The sequence below is a fragment of the Gilliamella sp. wkB292 genome (assembly GCF_001690235.1).
GTDB lineage: Bacteria > Pseudomonadota > Gammaproteobacteria > Enterobacterales > Orbaceae > Gilliamella > Gilliamella apicola_F.
On sequence record NZ_LZGO01000079.1, the window covers coordinates 14,331 to 35,894 of the forward strand.

General features: G+C 36.0%; 16 protein-coding genes. 6 read left to right on the plus strand and 10 right to left on the minus strand.

The window, feature by feature from the left end; all coding sequences use genetic code 11:
• Window positions 1–160 precede the first annotated feature (160 nt).
• Together rho and trxA are read right to left on the minus strand one after the other, a co-directional pair.
• A complete protein-coding gene (rho, locus tag A9G09_RS11325) occupies window positions 161–1,423 on the minus strand; it encodes a transcription termination factor Rho (protein WP_065617994.1) in 1,263 nt (420 codons plus the stop codon).
• 365 nt (window positions 1,424–1,788) lie between these two features.
• Entirely contained in the window at window positions 1,789–2,115 is a 327-nt protein-coding gene (gene trxA, locus A9G09_RS11330) for a thioredoxin TrxA (RefSeq protein ID WP_065634950.1), read from the minus strand.
• A gap of 161 nt (window positions 2,116–2,276) precedes the next feature.
• On the opposite strand from trxA, the gene rhlB reads away from it, so the two are divergent.
• Window positions 2,277–3,506: an ATP-dependent RNA helicase RhlB gene (gene rhlB / locus A9G09_RS11335; protein WP_065634951.1), complete on the plus strand. Its 1,230-nt coding sequence runs from the start codon at window positions 2,277–2,279 to the stop codon at window positions 3,504–3,506.
• Between the two features lie 101 nt (window positions 3,507–3,607).
• On the opposite strand, the gene A9G09_RS11340 is transcribed toward rhlB, so the two are convergent.
• Entirely contained in the window at window positions 3,608–4,222 is a 615-nt protein-coding gene (locus A9G09_RS11340; RefSeq protein WP_065634952.1) for a TfoX/Sxy family protein, read from the minus strand.
• A 322-nt stretch (window positions 4,223–4,544) separates the two neighbouring features.
• Between A9G09_RS11340 and A9G09_RS11345 the strand changes: the two genes are divergently transcribed.
• On the plus strand, window positions 4,545–5,186 hold the full coding sequence (locus tag A9G09_RS11345) for a hypothetical protein (RefSeq protein ID WP_141671578.1): 642 nt from the start codon (window positions 4,545–4,547) through the stop codon (window positions 5,184–5,186).
• A 6-nt stretch (window positions 5,187–5,192) separates the two neighbouring features.
• On the opposite strand, the gene glnB is transcribed toward A9G09_RS11345, so the two are convergent.
• Both glnB and A9G09_RS11355 read right to left on the minus strand, forming a co-directional pair.
• Window positions 5,193–5,531, minus strand: coding sequence for a nitrogen regulatory protein P-II (gene glnB, locus A9G09_RS11350; protein WP_025314493.1), 339 nt, complete (start codon window positions 5,529–5,531; stop codon window positions 5,193–5,195).
• A gap of 2 nt (window positions 5,532–5,533) precedes the next feature.
• Window positions 5,534–7,162, minus strand: coding sequence for an NAD+ synthase (locus A9G09_RS11355; protein WP_065634962.1), 1,629 nt, complete (start codon window positions 7,160–7,162; stop codon window positions 5,534–5,536).
• A gap of 120 nt (window positions 7,163–7,282) precedes the next feature.
• On the opposite strand from A9G09_RS11355, the gene aroB reads away from it, so the two are divergent.
• Window positions 7,283–8,362 carry a 3-dehydroquinate synthase gene (gene aroB, locus A9G09_RS11360; RefSeq protein ID WP_065634963.1) on the plus strand — a complete coding sequence of 360 codons (1,080 nt, stop codon included), beginning with the start codon at window positions 7,283–7,285 and terminating at the stop codon, window positions 8,360–8,362.
• A gap of 97 nt (window positions 8,363–8,459) precedes the next feature.
• Here the strand turns inward: aroB and A9G09_RS11365 are convergent, their stop codons facing one another.
• The 3 genes from A9G09_RS11365 to A9G09_RS11375 are packed head-to-tail and all read right to left on the minus strand — an operon-like array spanning window position 8,460 to window position 12,749.
• Entirely contained in the window at window positions 8,460–9,686 is a 1,227-nt protein-coding gene (locus A9G09_RS11365; RefSeq protein WP_065634954.1) for an OFA family MFS transporter, read from the minus strand.
• Window positions 9,670–12,126 (minus strand): flavocytochrome c, encoded by a 2,457-nt coding sequence (locus A9G09_RS11370; protein WP_065634955.1) that lies wholly within the window; start codon window positions 12,124–12,126, stop codon window positions 9,670–9,672. The genes A9G09_RS11365 and A9G09_RS11370 overlap by 17 nt, the downstream gene beginning before the upstream one ends.
• A complete protein-coding gene (locus A9G09_RS11375; RefSeq protein WP_065634956.1) occupies window positions 12,123–12,749 on the minus strand; it encodes an NADPH-dependent FMN reductase in 627 nt (208 codons plus the stop codon). The genes A9G09_RS11370 and A9G09_RS11375 overlap by 4 nt, the downstream gene beginning before the upstream one ends.
• Window positions 12,750–12,991: 242 nt before the next feature.
• On the opposite strand from A9G09_RS11375, the gene A9G09_RS11380 reads away from it, so the two are divergent.
• Window positions 12,992–13,918 carry a LysR family transcriptional regulator gene (locus A9G09_RS11380; protein ID WP_065634957.1) on the plus strand — a complete coding sequence of 309 codons (927 nt, stop codon included), beginning with the start codon at window positions 12,992–12,994 and terminating at the stop codon, window positions 13,916–13,918.
• A gap of 51 nt (window positions 13,919–13,969) precedes the next feature.
• Here A9G09_RS11380 and A9G09_RS11385 read toward each other — a convergent pair whose 3' ends face one another.
• Complete coding sequence (locus tag A9G09_RS11385; protein WP_065634958.1) at window positions 13,970–14,890, minus strand: FAD:protein FMN transferase; 921 nt, start codon at window positions 14,888–14,890, stop codon at window positions 13,970–13,972.
• 318 nt (window positions 14,891–15,208) lie between these two features.
• Between A9G09_RS11385 and A9G09_RS11390 the strand changes: the two genes are divergently transcribed.
• The gene (locus A9G09_RS11390) at window positions 15,209–16,294 is read left to right on the plus strand and encodes a 3-deoxy-7-phosphoheptulonate synthase (protein ID WP_065634959.1); all 1,086 of its coding nucleotides are present in this window, start codon (window positions 15,209–15,211) and stop codon (window positions 16,292–16,294) included.
• A gap of 51 nt (window positions 16,295–16,345) precedes the next feature.
• Here A9G09_RS11390 and purL read toward each other — a convergent pair whose 3' ends face one another.
• Window positions 16,346–20,248: a phosphoribosylformylglycinamidine synthase gene (gene purL / locus A9G09_RS11395; protein WP_065634960.1), complete on the minus strand. Its 3,903-nt coding sequence runs from the start codon at window positions 20,246–20,248 to the stop codon at window positions 16,346–16,348.
• 286 nt (window positions 20,249–20,534) lie between these two features.
• On the opposite strand from purL, the gene A9G09_RS11400 reads away from it, so the two are divergent.
• The coding region (locus A9G09_RS11400; protein ID WP_141671579.1) for a type VI secretion system Vgr family protein at window positions 20,535–21,564 on the plus strand (1,030 nt) is incomplete at its 3' end.

The following is a 21,564-nucleotide window of genomic DNA, read 5'->3' on the forward strand; positions in this document are numbered from 1 at the left end:
TGGCTCCTTTATATAATCTTACATGACCTTGATAATAAGGCCTTTACAACTTAACACTTAAACGGGTTTTATAAAACTTTTTCATATTTTGCCATAAAAAAAGCCGTATCAGTATATAATACGGCTATTTTATTTTTGACAAGCTAATTAACTTTCAAAATCATGAGCGTTTCATCATTTCAAAAAACTCATCATTGGTTTTGGTCATCGCTAATTTATCAATTAAGAATTCCATCGCATCAATCTCACCCATTGGGTTTAAGATCTTACGTAGAATCCACATTTTTTGTAGCTCGTCAGGTGAAGTCATTAAATCTTCTTTACGTGTACCTGAGCGGTTAAAATCAATAGCAGGGAAAACACGACGCTCAGCAATTTTACGAGATAAGTGTACTTCCATATTACCGGTACCTTTAAACTCCTCGTAAATAACTTCGTCCATTTTCGAACCGGTATCAATTAATGCGGTTGCAATAATGGTTAAACTACCACCCTCTTCTACATTACGCGCTGCACCAAAAAATCGTTTAGGGCGATGTAAAGCATTGGCATCCACACCACCTGTTAATACTTTACCCGATGAAGGAATAACCGTATTGTAAGCACGTGCCAAACGAGTAATTGAGTCTAATAGAATAATCACATCTTTTTTATGTTCAACTAAACGTTTTGCTCGTTCAATTACCATTTCCGCAACTTGAACATGTCTTGCTGCTGGTTCATCAAAAGTTGAAGCAACCACTTCACCTTTAACTAAACGTTGCATCTCGGTAACTTCTTCAGGACGTTCATCAATCATCAAGACAACTAACTCACATTCAGGATGATTTACCGCTAAACTTTGTGCGATATTTTGCAGAAGCATGGTTTTACCTGCTTTCGGTGGAGCAACAATCAAACCACGTTGACCTTTACCGATAGGTGATGCTAAATCAAGTACTCTTGCTGTGATATCTTCTGTTGAACCATTACCTCGTTCCATACGTAATCGAGAATTTGGGTGAAGCGGAGTTAAGTTTTCAAAGAGGATTTTATTGCGGGCATCTTCAGGTTTATCATGATTAACTTCATTAACTTTTAATAAAGCAAAATAACGTTCACCTTCTTTAGGTGGTCTTATTTTACCGGCAATGGTATCGCCCGTTCGCAAGTTAAATCGTCTAATTTGACTAGGTGATACATAAATATCATCAGGACCCGCTAAATACGAACTATCAGCAGAACGTAAAAAGCCAAATCCATCTTGCAAAATTTCAAGCACACCGTCACCAAATATATCTTCACCACTTTTGGCATGCTGTTTTAAAATAGCAAAAATAATGTCTTGTTTTCTAAGACGAGCAAGATTTTCAAGACCCATTGTTTTTTCGCCAAGCGTTACAAGCTCGGAAACAGAAGTGTTTTTTAATTCAGTTAAATTCATAATTTTAAAAATTCTTGAGGATAAAATTGATATGTTTGCAATTACTGCTATTTTTGTATATTTCTTTCATTTATTAATAAAAAAATCTCTTTCTTACAATATACAAACGCAATTAATTACTAAGTTTTCAATGATAATTATGCGTTTAAATATAGACTGTTCACCCACTTAATCAATAAAAACAATGGATTGCAGAAAGGAGCTTTCGTAAGAAGTTAGCAATTTACACTAAAAAAGGTAGTCTGTCTATATTTAATTATGTTATTGAAAATAACAACACACTTGATTTGAGCAATAATAAGAGTAATTTTTATTACTCTTATTACTATTTTTTATTGATTTTGTGAGGACTGCAATCACAACTATTACAGTTGTGCTTCAATAAAACTTTTCAATTGAGCTTTAGATAATGCACCAACTTGTGTTGAAACAACTTCACCATTTTTGAAAATAAGTAATGTAGGAATACCGCGAATACCAAATTTAGGCGCGATATTTGGATTTTCTTCAACATTTAATTTAGCAATAACGATACGATCACTATATTCTTGCGCTATTTCTTCTAAAATAGGCGCAACCATTTTACACGGACCACACCATTCAGCCCAAAAATCAACTAGCACGGGTTTAGATGCTTCGTTAATGGTTTTCTCAAAACTTGCTTCAGTTAACGCAACAATATTATGACTCATTTTATTATCTCCAATAATAATATAATTTTTATGGTTTTAAATGTTAAAATATTTTCAAAGCACGCGCTAGTAATTATTATAATAGGAGATAATTATTAGTGATGTCAGTGTGACTAATATGCTATAATTAACAAACTTTGATAATTAACTTTGAAACCATAATGATTCAATCCTATCTCACCAAAACGACTTTTAGTCAATTTCCTTTACATCCATTAGTACTAAAAGCACTTGAGCAAAATGGCTTTACTTATTGTACGCCAATTCAAGAAAAGACTTTACCGTTAACCACAAAAGGAATTGATATTGCTGGGCAGGGACAAACAGGGACAGGAAAAACCATCGCGTTTTTAGCCTCAACGTTTAATTATTTATTGAATCATCAACCATTACCCGATCACCAAACCAACCAACCTCGAGCAATCATTATCGCGCCAACTCGCGAACTAGTTGTGCAAATCTATCATGATGCTCAAGTATTATCAGAACAGACAGGCCTAAAACTAGGTTTAGCATTTGGTGGTGATGGTTATGATAAACAATTAAAAATGTTATCAGCTGGCGTCGATATCCTCATCGCAACCACTGGTCGTTTAATCGATTATGCGAAACAAAATTATATAAATCTTGAGTCAATACAAGTTGTTGTTTTAGATGAAGCTGACCGTATGTTTGACTTAGGGTTTATTCGGGATGTTCGTTGGATTTTTAGACACATGACACCCCCACAAAAACGATTAACCATGCTATTTTCTGCAACACTCACTCATAATGTCCGTGAATTAGCATTTGAGCATATGAATAATCCACAATATGTTGAAGTAGAGCCAGAACAAAAAATTGGCCATCGCATTAAAGAAGAGCTATTTTTCCCATCGAATGAAGATAAATTAGCGCTGTTACAAACCCTAATTGAAGAAGAGTGGCCTGATCGTTGTATTGTTTTTGCCAATACCAAAGTTGCATGTGAAAAAATATGGCGCCATTTAGTTGCAGATGGTCATCGGGTTGGATTATTAACTGGTGATATTGCACAAAAGAAACGTTTATCGATTCTTGAACAATTTACCCAAGGCGATTTAGATATTTTAGTGGCAACAGATGTGGCTGCGCGAGGTTTACATATTCCTCATGTAACACATGTCTTTAATTACGACTTACCCGACGACTGTGATGATTACAGACATAGAATCGGGCGTACTGGTCGTGCTGGTGCTGAAGGTTATTCGATTTCACTTGCTTGTGAACGTTACTCACAAAATTTACCTGCTATCGAAAAAGCGATTGATCATGCTATTCCTGTTAGTCAATATGATCCAACTGCACTATTAACTAATTTACCTACACCAAAACCATTTAAACGAACTTCACGTCGTAGAACGTCTTCATAACTATATTAAAAAAAACAGTTATCCTAACATGAATTAATTTCAGGATAACTGTTATTCCAATGGTTGACTTATAGTCATAATAATAGATAAAAGTTTACAACTTAATTATCAGATATATTGTCTAAAAAGTCTTGATATGCAACTTCAATATCAGTTTTTGTCGATTTAGATAATACTTCAACATGGCAATAATTTAATGCGCTATACAAAACAAATAGGACATTATCCGAAATAGTCGATTTTATACTCTTAATTCGGTAAAAAGCCTCCAGATAACCAACTTTATTAAATATTTCTATATTGGTTATACCAACGCTAAATAATAGTTTTTCCAAAGATAAGTTGATATTAGGTAAAGTCTTAATTTGCTGCTTTTTTAATTGAATTTTCTCACTATGTTCTAAAATAGCATATTCAATGACCATTTTGACCATAGCGTGAAGCTTGTTGGAATGTTTTAACAATTCATCACTCACTTTATAATAATCAAGCGATTTTTTAGACATTGCGGTTGGTAGTGTTAATGTGGGCATACCCAAATCAATAAAAACTGAACGATAATGATCATGCCCCCTTAAATATAGCTCACCCTTACCAATCCATCCAAACATGACTCCTTTGCTATTGATACTAAATCCACCAAAAAATGTTTTGATTGAAATATCCTCAAAGCAAGAAAAATCTTCTAGTATTTTATTTGCAAATGTTGAACTCATAATTTATTTCCATTTAAAATTAATTGACTGAATAACATAAACAACTTACTGCTCAAATAAAATTATAGTAATTTTTCTAATACTCAAACTATTTTTCAAATAAATTCATCATTTTGGGATCAGTCTTCCATAAATAAAGATAAATAAGATTATTGCTTGATAAAATATATAATTATATTGTTAGATTTATTGAATACTGCTAATAAAGGTTAAGTATTCATCAATCTTAATAATTCTTTAAAAAAGAAAAGAGGTATTAACATTGTTATTATTCTTTAAAAATTATACAATCAAGGCAACTTAACTTAATGATTTTTATTTTTTGTCAATTCCAACCAACATGATCAAAAGCGTTATTACAGTAATACTTATATTTTGTTCTTTTGTCGCATCAGCCGATAAATTACCATTAATAGATTCGTTATCTCTCTGTAATACAAATTTTTTTAAAGCTATATATGATAATAAAGATGAGTTACTAAAAGTAACAAATGTCAATGTAATCGATAGTGATCAAGCCTTTATTCCCGTTGAAAATCGCACTGACACAAATAAAAATTATGTTTATTTTAAAACCCCTATCCACTATAAAAATCTGACAATTAAAGGTTATTATGATAGTGCGATGGATTTAGGCAAAATAGGTAAATATTATTTTTGGGGTTTTATTATTGATAACGATATAAACCAAATAAAAGAGACATTAAATTTCATCAATTGGAAAAATATGGAAGATGACTTACTTTACATCGCCAATCCAATGATTCGCAACATTAATGATGATGTTCATGTATGGAAAGAAAACACCGGTACTGTAGTTGGTGTAAAAACAATTCCAGCACCGGATACAACAGAAAAATTACTCTTAATTGAAAAAGGCACTAATATGAATCTGCTTATTTGTTCTATGCAGGGCATTGTGACTAATGAATTACTCAAACAAGAGCGACCTGACATCAAATAATCTCAATTAAATTGCAGAATCATCCATTTCGCCAGTACGAATACGAATAACTTGTTCTACATTATAGACAAAAATTTTACCGTCACCAATTTTGCCTGTTTGCGCTGTTTTCATAATGGTTTCAATGCACATTTCTAAAATATCATCTGATACAACCAGTTCGATTTTTACTTTGGGTAAAAAGTCCACCATGTATTCAGCGCCACGATAAAGCTCTGTATGACCTTTTTGACGACCAAAGCCTTTAACCTCAGTCACGGTCATTCCCGTAATACCTTGATCAGCAAGTGCCTCACGAATATCATCTAGTTTAAATGGTTTGATGATAGCTTCTATTTTTTTCATATCTATTTGCCCTTAATTGCCGATGGCCAATTGTTAAATCCAAAAGCAGAAGTAATTGGATAGCGTCTGCCTTTTCCAAAGTTGCGTGTTGTAATTTTAGGACCGACAGCTGATTGACGTCTTTTATATTCATTTATATCAACCAATTTAATTACCTGTCTTATGGTTTGTTCTTCATATCCTTGTGACTTAAGTTGCAAAACGGTTAGATCTTGCTCAACATAACCTTTTAATATACCATCCAAAATTTCATATGGCGGTAAACTGTCTTCATCTTTCTGATCGGGTGCAAGCTCGGCTGAAGGTGGACGAGTAATGACTCTGTCAGGGATAACATAAGAACGTGTATTGCGGAATTTAGATAATGCAAACACCATCGTTTTAGGTACATCTTTAAGTACGTCAAACCCACCTGCCATATCACCATAAAGCGTTGCATAGCCAACCGACATTTCACTTTTATTGCCAGTAGTTAAAACCAGTCTTCGACGTTTGTTAGAAAGTGCCATTAAAATAACACCTCGACAACGTGCTTGCAGATTTTCTTCAGTGGTATCTTTTTGTGTTCCTGCAAATAAAGGAGTTAATGAAGACATAAACGCATCAAACATTGGTTCAATCGAGATAATATCAAATTCAACACCTAATATTTCAGCCTCTTCTTTAGCATCAGCAATACTAATATCGGCCGTATATCGAAATGGCATCATAACGGCTTGTACTTTATCTTTACCAAGTGCATCAACAGCAATAGCAAGCGTCAAAGCAGAATCGATCCCACCAGATAGTCCCAATACCGCCCCTTGAAAACCATTTTTAGTAATATAATCACGAGTTGCCAATACCAATGCATCATATACCGATGCTAATTGGGATTGTTCCGTTTTCTCAACTCGTTGAGATTGATGATTAGAAGAAAACTCAAAAAAGGTGACTTGCTCTTGAAAGGATTTCAATTGGCAAATAATATCGCCATGCTTATTACAAACAAAAGAATCACCGTCAAATACCAGCTCATCTTGCCCACCTATTTGATTAACATAAATAATCGGTAATTGTGTACGAACAGCATGTGCTTTAATTAAATCTTGTCGTTGTTTTTGTTTTTGATAATCATAAGGTGAAGCATTGATAGTGATGACAAAATCAGCTTGTGCTTGTTTGATATCATCAATAGGTTGATTTTGCCAAAGATCTTCACAAATTAATAAGCCTATTTTTTGACCTTTAAATTGCACTACACAAGTTTGTGTTCCAGCAGTAAAGTAACGTTTTTCATCAAATACATCATAATTAGGAAGCAACTGTTTATGATAACTTGATAACAATTTTCCTTCGGCAAAAAACGAAAGTGAGTTATAAATTTTATCACCTTGCCAATCTGGATGACCAACAATCACTGCACATTTTGTGCTAGCTTGTTGGATATTTGATAATGCTTTTTGGCAGCGTTGTTTAAAATCTGAACGAAAGATAAGATCTTCCGGTGGATAACCGCATAACGCTAATTCTGAAAAGATAATAAGATCATAAGATGCATGGCTATTGATTATTTCAATAATTTTTTGAGCATTGCCTTCTATATCGCCCACGCGCCAATTTTTTTGTGCTAAAACAAGAGATATTGACATATTAAATTTAATATTACTAAACAAAATTGGCAATAAGTTTAAATGATTCTAAGTTGCACTGCTACTTTTTTATCGCTAACATGCAACAATAAATTAGCTTTGACTTGTCCGGGTATTATTATGCAAAAAATTTTAAATGTGGCGCTAGCAAAACGTAGTTATCCTATTACTATCGGCGAAAATCTTCTAACTCAATTTACACATTTCAAACTCCAACCTGGTCAACGTGTATTAATCGCAACCAATGACACCATCGCCCCACTATATTTACAAACTTTAACTGATATGCTTGAAGGCAACGGTATAAAAACTGATTCTGTGATTGTGCCTGATGGTGAACAATATAAAACAATGGAAACATGGAATAAAATTCTTACCGCTTTGCTTGCCAATAATCATACCCGCAATTCCATACTAATTGCATTAGGTGGTGGCGTCATTGGTGATGTCGCTGGATTTGCTGCTTCAGCGTATCAACGAGGAATTAAGTTTATACAGGTGCCAACAACATTACTTTCGCAGGTGGATTCGTCTGTTGGTGGGAAAACCGCCATTAATCACCCCCTTGGTAAAAATATGATTGGTGCATTTTATCAACCTCAATCAGTGGTTATCGATCTCAATTGTTTAAAAACGCTACCGCAGCGTGAATTATCAGCAGGTCTGGCTGAAGTCATTAAATATGGCATTATTATGGATGCTGATTTTTTTAATTGGTTAGAATTGCACATTGACCAGTTACTTAAATTAGATGTCGAAGCACTCAGTTATTGCATTTATCGCTGCTGCGAACTTAAAGCACAGGTAGTTGCGGCCGATGAAACCGAACAAGATATGCGCGCGATTTTAAATCTTGGTCATACTTATGGTCATGCCATCGAGGCAGAATTAGGTTATGGTAATTGGTTACATGGTGAAGCTGTCAGTGTCGGTATGTTAATGGCTGCTCAAACAGCTAAACTGTTGGGTAAATTTACCACCGCTGATATTGATCGTATTAAAACACTGCTTATTAGAGCAAAACTTCCAGTTACTCGACCATCTCAAATGACGAGTGATGCTTATATTCCACACATGTTACGCGATAAAAAAGTTTTATCAGGCAAACTCAGACTTGTTATTCCGACACAAATTGGACAAGTTGAAGTGCTTGATGGCATTGATAAAAACATCGTTCTTGAATCGATAGAGCGAACTTAATAATGTATGTAATACTGTATTGTTAGATTGATAATTAAATGAATCAAAATAAGGAGCGCAGAAATCTGGCTCCTTCAGCTTAAATGCGAACTTATTATTAATTGTTCGATTGTCTTTGTTTAGTAAATTTATAAATCATGTTTAACGCTAAGCCAACAAAAGCTACAGCGATCGCAATATAAAATGCATAGGTATAACTGCCATTATTATTGACAAGGATATCCGCAGTTAACTTTGGTGCAAAAAATGCCGCTGAAGAATACCCCACAAAAATAATACCATAGTTAACACCTTGGTGAATCGGTCCATAATTTTCCATAACCATTGGCGGGAACACGCCCATCACACCACCAAAGCATAAACCAAGCGCGATAATTCCTATTGCAAATCCGGCTTGTGTTGGAATAAATAAAAATGCCATAAAAGCCAAAATAATTACCGAAAAGATAATATCCAATGTTCGATTACGACCAAGTTTATCCGATACCGTTCCCCAAACAACTCGCCCAGCACAATTACTTAATGAATATAAACTCACATAAAATGCTGCTGCCACAGAAGATAGCCCAAACATGTTTTGCCCAATACTTGATGCATTTGAAGCTATCATCAACCCAGAAAATGCACCAGTACCTAACATAAAAAATATGAGGTAAAAATATGGCGTTTGTAGCATTTGTTGCCAATTTTTGTTAACAACAGGCGCATTTTGTTGGCTGTGTGCTTGAGTCCAACCTTGTGGTTGATAATTAGCAGGTGCTACCTTAATAAAGAAACTAGCAACAATAACCACAGCTATATAGGTGCAACCTAGAATTTGGAAAGCATATAACACATCAAAGCGTTCAATCAAATGGTTACCGATTGGTGCTGATATAATTGCAGCGCCCCCCATACCTGCTGTAATAATACCTGAAGCAAGACCTTTTTTATCAGGAAATAATTTAATGGTATTACTTAAACAGCCCGAATAAGCAAGCCCTTGACCAAAGCCACTTAATAAGCCATAGGTCACATAAAGCATTAGCGGACTGGTCACATACCCCGTCAGAAAAAAGCCTAGTCCAAACAGCAAACCACCTAAAACACTAGACCATTTAGCTAATCCTCTATCCGTTAAAAAGCCACCTAAAATCATAGGAATGGGGCCAACAGCTGAATTGATAGCAAACGCTGTCATCACCTCTGACATACTCCAATTTTTAGCGGCACTTAAAGGACCTGCAAAAACACTAAAAGCATAAATCGCACCAGTACAAAGCAATATTGATGTTGATGCTATGAGCATAAGCCATCGATTGAGATTTCTAGTTTGTTGTTCCATGCCCAGACTCCGTTCTTGACTTGATATCTTTCAAAGCAGTTTTGCCTGCAATTCGTCCAAAGGTAAAAATATCGGTTAGTGAATTACCACCCAATCTATTACCCGCATGGATACCACCTGCTACTTCTCCTGCTGCATATAAGCCAGAAATTTTTTGTCCTGATTTATTCAAAACATGGGTTTGTGTATCGATTTTTAGTCCACCCATTGTATGATGCACCGCTGGTTTTCTTGGTGTTGCATAAAATGGAGCAACCTCTACTTTCAAATCAAAAACATCTTTACCAAATTCAGGATCATACCCAGCATCAGCATACGCATTATAGTTGGCAATAGTTTGTTTAAAAATATCAGCATCCATTCCCAGTTTTTCGGCTAATTCTTCTAAAGTGTCTGCACAAAATAGTGTGCCAGCCGCAATTTGCTTATCAATTTTTTCTTGTGATGTGTTGTAAGCTGTCTTTTTGATTTCTTCATCAGCTATTAAATAAAATAATCCACCATTATCAATAGCAGCTTGTGTAAGTTTATCTCGGCTGCCATATTCATTAACAAATCGTTTTCCTTGCTTGTTAACCATGATGAAATTTTGTGGTGGAACTTGTAACCCACTAAATAATGCCCCAGTCTCTGGATCAGAAACAGGCATCATTTGTGAAAAGCCCATACCAACCAGATCTGCACCAACACTTTGCCCTAACAAAATACCATCACCAGTAATTGCTGGAGAATTAGAGGTTTTAATATTGTCGTCAATTTCAGTCCAATAAGTGTTGTATTCTTTGAGCATTTTGGTATTAGCACCAAAACCACCCGATGCCAAAATGACAGCATCTGCTTTAACGGTAACTTTTTTACCATTTAAACCTTGTCCAATTACCCCAGACACATGCCCATCTTCAACAATTAACGATTTAACAGCCGTATCGGTTATAATAATTCCACCCTTATCTTCTACATATTTTTGCAATGCAGAAACATAAGCATAACCTTCACTTTTTAACGGTTTATGACCTCGACGCCATAAAGCCCCTACTGGCATAGTGACATCATGTTTATCAAATTCAACACCAATATTTTCAAGCCATTTAACCGATTCTAGCGCCTCATCAGTTAAGATTTTAACCAGATCATATTGTCCATAAATCACATTTCCTAATTGGTCGGTACGCTTACCGCCAAGATAGGTTTGAATACGATGAAGTAGTGCTGAATCAAATAGGTAACCGGTTTTACCTTTATTTTCTGATAAATAATCATTAATTTGCTGTTTTAAGCTTCTAAAATCTTGCAAATATTCAGGATCAATCACCGACTCATCAATTGCTACTATTTCAGATAAAGTATGGCTTTCGCCCGCGATAGCATCGAAAGTATTTTGCCATTTAGGATTGGCGGCATTCATTGGCCCACCTGTACGGACAGTATTACCACCAACTGCTGGAAATTTTTCAACAACAACAACGCGCTTGCCTTCTTGTAAAATACTTGCCGCGGCTGATAATCCTGCACCACCAGCACCAACCACAACGACATCTGTTACATATTGCGCATCGCTATTATCAAGCGCGCTTGGTGCTTTTGGTCTTTTTCTTAATACATCAGGATTAGCACCTGCCATTTTAATGGCTTTTGCCACACCATCAATAACACCATTACTTGTAACCGATGCACCAGATATCAAATCGACATTTAGTGTCTGACCTTCAAGGATTTGAGATGGAATACGTTTAAACACAACGTCAGCAATACCTTCTGACTCGCCTTCGGTATCAATATCAATCGATTCAATGCGGTCAGTTGATAAAGTAACAACCATAGGTAAATCGCCATTATGACCCGGTGCTGTTACACAATATTTACCTGGTTCATACGAGATTTCTTCCGGTACATTAAGTAAATTGACAACTTGAGTAAATCGCAAAAAACGTAAAAAACAGCTTTCTAAAAAATCGACTGTTCTTTCTGATTTAAGATTACCTTGCTCATCAAAAGCTTGATGGGCTCGACCCAGTAAAAATTCAGAGCCCGGCATAACTGTTGCATTAACCCCTGGCGCATCAAGGATTTGACGCAAATGTAATTGTGCTCGAGAGGAGCCTTGTACATCATAAGATGCACCAACAATCATCACTGGTTTACCATCAAACGGATGCAAATTGAATGATAACCATTCAATGATACTTTTTAAGGCCGATGGAATTGAGTGATTATGCTCTGGCGTGGCAAGAATAACACCATCAGCTTGAATAATTTTATTATTAAAATTCTGAATGATAGGACTATTAGATTGGTCATCTGACTCATTAAACATTGGAACGTCGGTCAACTCTAATATTTCAATTTCGGCTTTATGACTAAAATGTTTTTGCATAAATTGCAATAACATACGGTTATAAGATTCTTGAGCATTTGTTCCTACTATACCAATAAATTTCATAACGATGCTCCTTCTTCTGCGGCCTGTTTCCAACTAAATTTCTTATTTTGATCTGTATTAATTTTTGCTGTTTTGAGTAATTGATTAGTAATGGATACAAATAATAAAAATTCATCAAAGCATTCATCTAACTCTTTAACTTTATCAGCATAAACAAGATTACCTTGATCATCAAAAGCCTGTAACGACTGCCCTAATAAAAACTCCGAGCTTGGCATAATTCGTGCTTTTAATTCTGGCGCATCCAAAATTTGGCGTAAATGAGCCTGTGCCCTTGATGAACCCAACATACCATGTGAAGCACCGACAATCATTACACATTTATTAATCAGAGGGCGGGTAGTATAAGACAACCACTCAATAACACTTTTCAAAGCAGCGGTAATGGAATGATCATATTCGGGAGTAGCAATAATCACACCATCTGCGGCTAGTATTTTATCCGATAGCTCTTTTACTGTTGCTGGCGGAGTTTTATCCTTAGGCTCATTAAATGCTGGTAATGATTTAATTTCACAGACCTCAATTTCTGCTTTCTCGGCAAAATGCGTTCGCATAAAATGCAGTAATTTTCTATTAGTAGAACGATCAGAATTCGTTCCGACTATAGCAACAAATTTCACTTTAAAACCTCACTTAGTACCTTGCGGCACAATTTTGTTAATATTTAATTTTCGTAATACAAATTCTTTAGCTAATCACACAAAATGGTAAAATAAGTTCTTGTTATATTAATTATGTTATTTGTTGTGCAATATGATTTGTTATCTAGTGTAAAATAGAAAAAAATATTTGTGAAATAGCTGATTAATTATGGAGTTATAACTAATTTGTTATAACCTTAAAAAGGATGAGAACAAGCGGAATGGCTAAAATTAATTCACTAATAATGCTGCAATATATTGATGTTTTAGTTAAGCATGGTAATTATACCAAAGCAGCACAAAACCTTTATATCTCGCAATCTTACCTAACTCAAACCATAAAAAAAATTGAAAATGAGCTAGGCATTGAAATCATCAATCGACAAACCGTCCCATTACAGTTAACCGAAGCAGGAAAAATTTATTATGAATACCTCACATCGTTAGTCAACAAACAGGAACAGTTTAGAAAAAAAATCCAAAAATATACTGATACTAACTACACCGCAATTCAAATCGGTGTATTACCAAGCTTAGGAACCTACTTATTACCCCTAGTTTTACCTGCTTTTATGCAAAAATATCCCAATATTAAAATCGAATTACATGAATATATGCCCAAAAATAGTGAAGAAAAAACCATTAACCAAACTCTCGATTTTTTTATTGGGCAAAATCCTGAAACAATATCCCCTAACTTAATTAGTCATAAATGTGGTAAACATCATTATTATGCACTTATACCAGAAAGCTCTAAACTCTATCGAAAAAAAACAAATAATATTGAATGTAATCATTCTTTTATAAAAAAACTATTGCAAGAAAAGCTTATTCTAACGTCTCACGGCTCAGGTATTCGACAACAAATTGAATACCTCATTACAAAATATAAGATTAAACCGAATATCGTAATTGAAAGCAGTAATATTTTTACCCTTGTCGAATTAGCGAAAAAAGGAATGGGAGTGACGTTTATTCCTGAAAGCGTTAGTATCTGCGGAAAAACGGGTGATTTAGCATATAATTTGATCCCCTTACCTTTAGAATTCATCTCGTTAAGTTATTTCATTGCATATTCAGCCAATAAAATGCTTAGCGTTGCTGAAAAAGAATTCATCAACCTTTTCGTCTCTTCTTTTAATAAATAATGCAAAGATGAAAACAAAACGAGTGTTCACGCGGTAACATCATATAAATATCTAGATCAATAAACCATTAGAACCAGCATATTCATGATTTTTGGTGATAACTATCCCTTCGATATGGTCAATTTTATTTATTTGCTTAATCACCTGTTCAGCAGAATAACCATATAATTGTGTAGTCCATATTTCGCCATCTATGGCATGCTCAGTCACAATAGTAATACTTTCAATATCGGTTTCAACAGGATAACCTGTTTGACTATCAAAAATATGATGATAGGTTTTACCATTATAGTTAAATGTTCTTTCATAAATACCAGAAGTCACCACTGATTGATTTTGAATCTTCAAAACAGTAATAACATTACCTCTGCTCAAAAAGGGATTTTGGATGCCTACTCGCCAATACCCATCATCATGAAAAGGACAATTCCCAAATGTTAATACATTTCCACCTAAATCAATATACGCTGCGTGAGCATTTTGTTGTTTAAAAAATTCAATAACTTTATCAGCAAAATAACCTTTGGCTAACGCACCTAAATCGATTGCCATTCCAGAATGCTTTAACAACACGGATAAATTATCTTCATCTAAAAGAATATCATTAGGGTTAATGAGTGTTAAAAGCTGATTGATTTCTGAAACAGAAGGATATCTAGCATCACTAAAACCAACCCGCCACGCTTGAATAAGTGGTCCTATTGCAATATTTAAAAAACTATTTTTTATTAAACTCTGAGTTTTACCTATTTTTATTAATCTAAAAAGATCAGATTGCAGTTTTACGGGTTTAATACCCGCATTAAGATTAACTTGCATTAATTGAGAATCTAAGCGATTAGCACTAAAGCGCTGTTCGTAGTCGATTAACATCTTTTGAGCTTGATTCAATAAGTGTTCAACCTCATCATGTTCTAGCCATATTTGAATCTTTGTGCCCATCAAATTAAGCAAGCGCTTACCTTGGTTCATTTTGCTTTATTCCTAAAATTGATATCTTAATACCTTACAATGATAAAATAGGAAAATCTAGCCATCACCAAAGACTCGTTAATAATAAATCATTTCAAACATGCGAAATGTAAAAATTTCATTACAGCAAAGTGTAAAGTAGCTTTTCTGGTATAGAAAAAATCAAAAAAACCTCGATTACACCAACATTAAATTATTATCTTTGTAAAATTCACAAAATATCATTTACTATGATGTAATTTTGTGTTTACATATTAACCGTTAATTGTAATATTTTTTTTACAAAAGAGTTTAAATGATTTTAACTAGGAAAATACAATGTTAAAAGACACACTGAATAATGTTCGAATTCGAGATGAACACATGCTAATTACACCTGATGAAATAAAAAAACTTTATCCATTATCAAGTGAGTTAGAAAAGCAAATTAGTTTATCTAGACAAACTGTCGTTGATATTTTAGAACGCCGCGATCACCGGCTACTTGTTGTTTGTGGCCCTTGCTCAATTCATGATACCGATGCTGCAATTGAGTATGCTCATCGATTAAAAAAACTTTCAGATGAAGTAAAAGATAATCTATTTATTGTGATGCGTGTTTATTTTGAAAAACCAAGAACCACCGTTGGTTGGAAAGGTATGATCAACGATCCACATATGGATAGTTCATTTGATATTGAATATGGTCTAAAAAAAGCACGAAAATTATTACTGGATATCGCACAAATTGGCTTGCCAATGGCAACAGAAGCATTAGATCCTAACACGCCACAGTATATCGGTGACTTAATTAGTTGGTCTGCTATCGGCGCTAGAACCACTGAATCACAAACACATCGAGAAATGGCTTCTGGATTATCGATGCCAGTTGGTTTTAAAAATGGAACAGATGGCAGTTTAGATGTTGCAATCAATGCGATGAAATCAGCGTCTATGGCACATCGTTTTGTTGGTATCAATCAACAAGGGCAAGTTACTGTCCTACAGACAATGGGCAATCCACACGGACATGTTATTTTACGTGGTGGAAAAACACCAAACTATGATGCTCAAAACGTATCATTATGTGAAATTCAAATGAAAAAAGCCGGTTTAGTACCAAATTTAATGATTGATTGTAGCCATGCTAATTCCAATAAAGATTATCGTAATCAACCAATTGTAGCTAATTCAATTATTGAGCAAATTGAGCACGGTAACAATTCAATTATTGGCGTTATGATTGAAAGTAACTTATTTGAAGGTAATCAATCGTCAGAACAACCAAAAGAAAACTTTAAATATGGTGTATCGGTTACTGATGCTTGTATTAATTGGGACAGCACTGATGAGTTATTACGAAAAATGAATAGCTTGTTAGCTGAGCCTTTATTAAAAAGACAACAACAACCAATAACCGCTTAATTGGTTGAAAATACATTATCGCCGACTTTTATCGGCGATAAATTTTTTATTTTAACCTAATTGCCGACGAGCGTTACGGAATATCCGCATCCATGGGCTATCTTCCCCCCAATTATTAGGGTGCCATGAATTACTTACCGTTCTAAATACCCGCTCTGGATGCGGCATCATAATTGTTGCGCGTCCATCTTTAGATGTCACAGCAGTAATACCATTAGGAGAACCATTTGGATTAGCCGGATATTGCTGCGTAACTTGACCAAAATGGTCAATATAACGCACAGCAACAAGTTTCGCTGCCTCTAGAGCAGTTAGATGATTTTCGTCATTAACTTCAACCTGTCCTTCCCCATGTGAAACTGCAATTGGCATATGACAACCCGCCATATCAGTAAAGAATAAAGAAGGGCTTTGCTGAATCTGCACTAAACTAAAGCGTGCTTCAAAGCGTTCTGATAAATTACGCACAAAACGTGGCCATAATTCAGCACCAGGAATCAAATCTTTTAAATTAGACATCATTTGGCAACCATTACAGACACCAAGTGATAGCGTATCATTACGATTAAAAAACTGTTCAAACTCATGACGAACGCGTTCATTAAAAAGCACTGATTTAGCCCAGCCTTCACCGGCCCCTAACACATCACCATATGAGAAGCCACCACAAGCAACGACGGCTTTAAATTGATCTAAACTGGTGTCACCAGCAAGTAAATCGGTCATATGCACATCGATTGCAGCAAAACCAGCCCGATCAAACGCGGCAGCCATCTCGACATGTGAATTTACACCTTGTTCACGTAAAATAGCGACTTTAGGTTTTATACCTTTGGCTATAAATGGGGCTGCGATATCTTGCTGTGGATCAAATGTTAATAACACATTTAAGCCCGGATCGTTTTCATTTTGTTTTGCCAGATGTTCTTGATCAGCACATACCGGATTATCACGTAAGCGTTGCATCTGCCAAGTGGTTTCTGCCCACCATGTTCTTAACGTTAAACGTGACTCACTAAAAACGACTGCTGATTGATTTCGAATAATAAACTGCTGCCCAACTTTAGCACTACCAAGCACTTGCACGCAGTGAGATAAATTAAATTGCTTAAAGCACGCCATTACCTGATCTAAGTGACTATTTGCAATTTGAATAACAGCACCTAATTCCTCATTAAACAGCGCGGCAATCACATCATGACCTAGCATCGAAATATCAACATCTATGCCACAATGTCCAGCAAAAGCCATCTCAGCCAAGGTAACCACTAAGCCGCCATCTGAACGATCATGATAGGCAAGCAATAAATTTTGATTCACTAGCATTTGCATAGCTTGATAAAAACCAGCCAACGCTTTAGCATCATGAACATCTGCCGTTTTTTGACCTAAATGGCGATAGACTTGAGCAAGGGCTGTCGCACCAAGGGCCTGATGACCTTTTGATAAATCGATAAATAATAGCGTATTATCTTGATCTACACAAAGTTGAGGTGTAACAGTTTTGCGAACATCTTCAACCCGAGCAAATGCCGAAATTACCAATGATAACGGTGAAGTTACCGATCTTTGTTGACCATCTTGTTGCCAAGTGGTTTTCATTGACATGGAATCTTTTCCTACAGGAATAGCAAGTCCTAAAGCCGGGCATAACTCTTCACCAATAGCTTTCACAGCTTGATAAAGTCCTGCATCTTCGCCTGGGTGACCGGCAGCGGCCATCCAGTTAGCCGAAAGTTTAATTCGTTTGATATCACCAATATTCGTTGCTGCAATATTAGTAATCGCTTCACCAACAGCTAACCTTGCTGAGGCTGCAAAGTTGAGTAATGCAACAGGCGCACGTTCACCAATTGACATTGCTTCACCATAATAACTATCTAAACTCGCTGTGGTAACAGCACAATCAGCCACCGGCACTTGCCATGGACCAACCATTTGATCACGCGCTACCATACCGGTGACAGTTCGATCGCCGATAGTGATTAAAAATGTTTTTTCAGCAACTGTTGGTAAATGTAACACACGTTTTACCGCATCATATAAATTAATGTCAGAGGTTGAAAAATTATCACCATGAGCTTGATAGGTTTTTACATCGCGTAACATTTTCGGTGTTTTACCTAAAAGAACATCTAAAGGTAGATCAATGGGATTATTGTTAAAGTGATTATCATGCAAAACCAACGCTTTATTTAGCGTTGCACTACCAATTACAGCATAAGGTGCACGTTCTCGCTGACACAATTTATCAAAGAGCACCAAACTTTCAGGGCGAATAGCTAGCACATAACGTTCTTGTGATTCATTACACCAAATTTCTAACGGTGACATGCCTGGCTCATCGTTTAAGATATTTCTCAATTCAAATTGACCACCACAACCACCATCATTAACAAGCTCCGGCATGGCATTAGATAACCCACCCGCCCCAACATCATGAATAAATAAAATAGGGTTGTCATCGCCTAGTTGCCAACAGCGATCTATCACTTCCTGACAACGACGCTCCATTTCAGGGTTATCACGTTGTACTGAAGCAAAATCCAGATCAGCATCAGATTGACCGGATGTCATTGAGGATGCAGCTCCGCCACCTAATCCGATATTCATGGCAGGTCCACCTAAAACAATCAATTTAGAACCTACCGGGAATTCACCTTTTTGAATATGTTCGCGGCGAATATTTCCTATTCCTCCCGCAAGCATAATAGGTTTATGGTAACCTCTAACTTCTTCACCATTGTAACTATTTACCTTTTCTTCATAAGTACGAAAATAGCCCAATAAAGCAGGACGACCAAATTCATTATTAAAAGCCGCCCCCCCTAAAGGCCCGTCGATCATAATATCAAGCGCACTCACGATACGATCAGGCTTACCAAAATCATATTCCCAAGGTTGAACAAAATCTGGTATACGTAAATTTGATACTGAAAAACCAACTAATCCTGCTTTTGGTTTGGCACCGCGCCCTGTTGCACCCTCATCTCGAATTTCACCACCACTACCGGTTGCCGCTCCAGGCCAAGGTGATATCGCTGTTGGGTGATTATGCGTTTCAACTTTCATTAAAATATCTGCATATTCTTGAGAATAGCTATAGGTTTTATTTTCGTTATCAGCAAAAAAACGTCCAACCATAGAGCCATCCATCACCGCTGCATTATCTTTATAAGCCGAGGAGACATAATCAGGTGTGCTTTCAAACGTATTTTTGATCATTTTAAATAGCGATTTAGGCTGTTTTTTGCCATCTATAACCCAATCAGCATTAAAAATTTTATGTCGACAATGTTCAGAATTCGCTTGTGCAAACATATAAAGTTCAATATCGGTTGGATTACGATTTAACTTTTTAAAATTTTCGATTAAATATTCAATTTCATCCGATGCTAATGCTAAACCTAATTTAAGATTGGCTTGCTCTAAAGCTTGTCGCCCCTGCCCTAGCAAATCAATGGTAACAACAGGCGCGGGTTGTTCAGTTTTAAATAGTTGATCAGCTTGATCAAAACTCGTTAATACCGACTCCATCATCCGATCATGTATTAATGCTGCAAACTCATTCTTTTCGATTTCGGTTAACGCCGAACTCACTTGCACATAATAGGCAATACCTCGCTCAATTCGATGGATGTGCGATAGACCACAATTATGTGCAATATCAGTTGCTTTTGATGACCATGGCGAAATCGTACCGGCTCGAGGTGTAACTAAAAAGAGTAATTTACTGTCTTTATTTTGAATATCGATTTGGGCATTTTTAGAGCCATATTGCAACAAACTTTCGAGCGTAGATTGTTGATCCGCTGTCAAATCACCAAATAAGTCAATAAAGTGAATATATTGTGCTTCTAAGTTAATAACAGGAATCGATGTTTCACGGCAAGTTGATAAGATTTTACTAATACGAAATGCAGATAGAGCAGAACAACCAGCTAAGATTTTCATGTAAGTTACTCTTTTTAAGCCAAAAATAAGTAAAAATAGAGCAATATTATAAAAGAAAGTAACCCAAGTGGCTATCTTAAATAGTGTATAAAATTTTTTTTGTTGGTTAAACCAACTAGCCTTTCATCATAAAAAACACGAAATAAAATGCAATTATTCAACTATTTCAAACTAAAAACAATTTTACTAAATGGCAATATCTGTTATGCTCTTGATGAAAAAAACTACAACCAATAATTTATAAAACGTTAGTACGTTGATTAACTTGAAATAAAAGGATATTACTATGCCTAAGGCGCTCAGCAACCTAATTAGCACATTAGGTGAAAAAGCTGGCATTAACAACATGTTATCAGATGTTAGCCATAATCGTTACACATTAACAATAGAAGCCTTAGGCTCAGCTATATCCGTACTAGATGTAAGCAGTGATGAAACCCTTAACCAGCCCTGGCATTATCGTATTTCCTTTACAAGTTCAGATAAACACCTCACACTTGACTCGGTTTTAAATCAAAAAGCCGCATTTATTTTTCACCCGGCGAATAATTTCGATATTGTCTCAAAGGTAACGCAAACGCTTAATACCTTAAGTGCTTTTGCTCCGCTTGAATCGTCGTTGACCGACCTGTTATCGTCAGGCGATTCACGCATTGTATACGGGGTGATTACTGAGTTTAGTCAGTTATCGGTCAATAAAGAGCAAGCGCATTATCAGGTGGTATTGTCCTCGGTGCTGGCAAAGCTGGCACTCAGTCATAACAGTGCTATTTTTCAAAATTTGAGTGTGGTGGGCGTTGTTGAAGAGGTGCTGCGTGGGCATGGTTTTACCGGCATTGACTACCGTTTAGAATTAAAAGACCGTTATCCGGTCCGGGAGCTTATCACCCAATGGCAGGAGAGTGACCTGACCTTTATTCAACGAATTTTAGCCGATGTGGGGATATGGTTTCGTTTTGAAACGCATGCTGAGCACAGTTGTGATGTTATGGTCTTAAGTGATTACGAACAAGGTTATCAGCAGGCAAAGGATATCGACTACAAACTACCGAGTGGCACTTTAGATGCGGGTGTTGACAGTGTGTGGGATATGGGTTTACACAGTCAGATGGTTGAAGCGTCAGTTCAGGTGCAGGATTATAATTACCGGGATGCAGGCAGCAATTTACAAACGGAAGTGAACAGTCAGCCGACAAACGGGACAACATATGGCACGAATTACCGTTATGAAGAGCACTATAAAGGATTGAATGATAATGGCACGGCTAATGCTGGTCGTGATAGCGATACAGCCAACCGTTTTGCGGCAGGAGAGC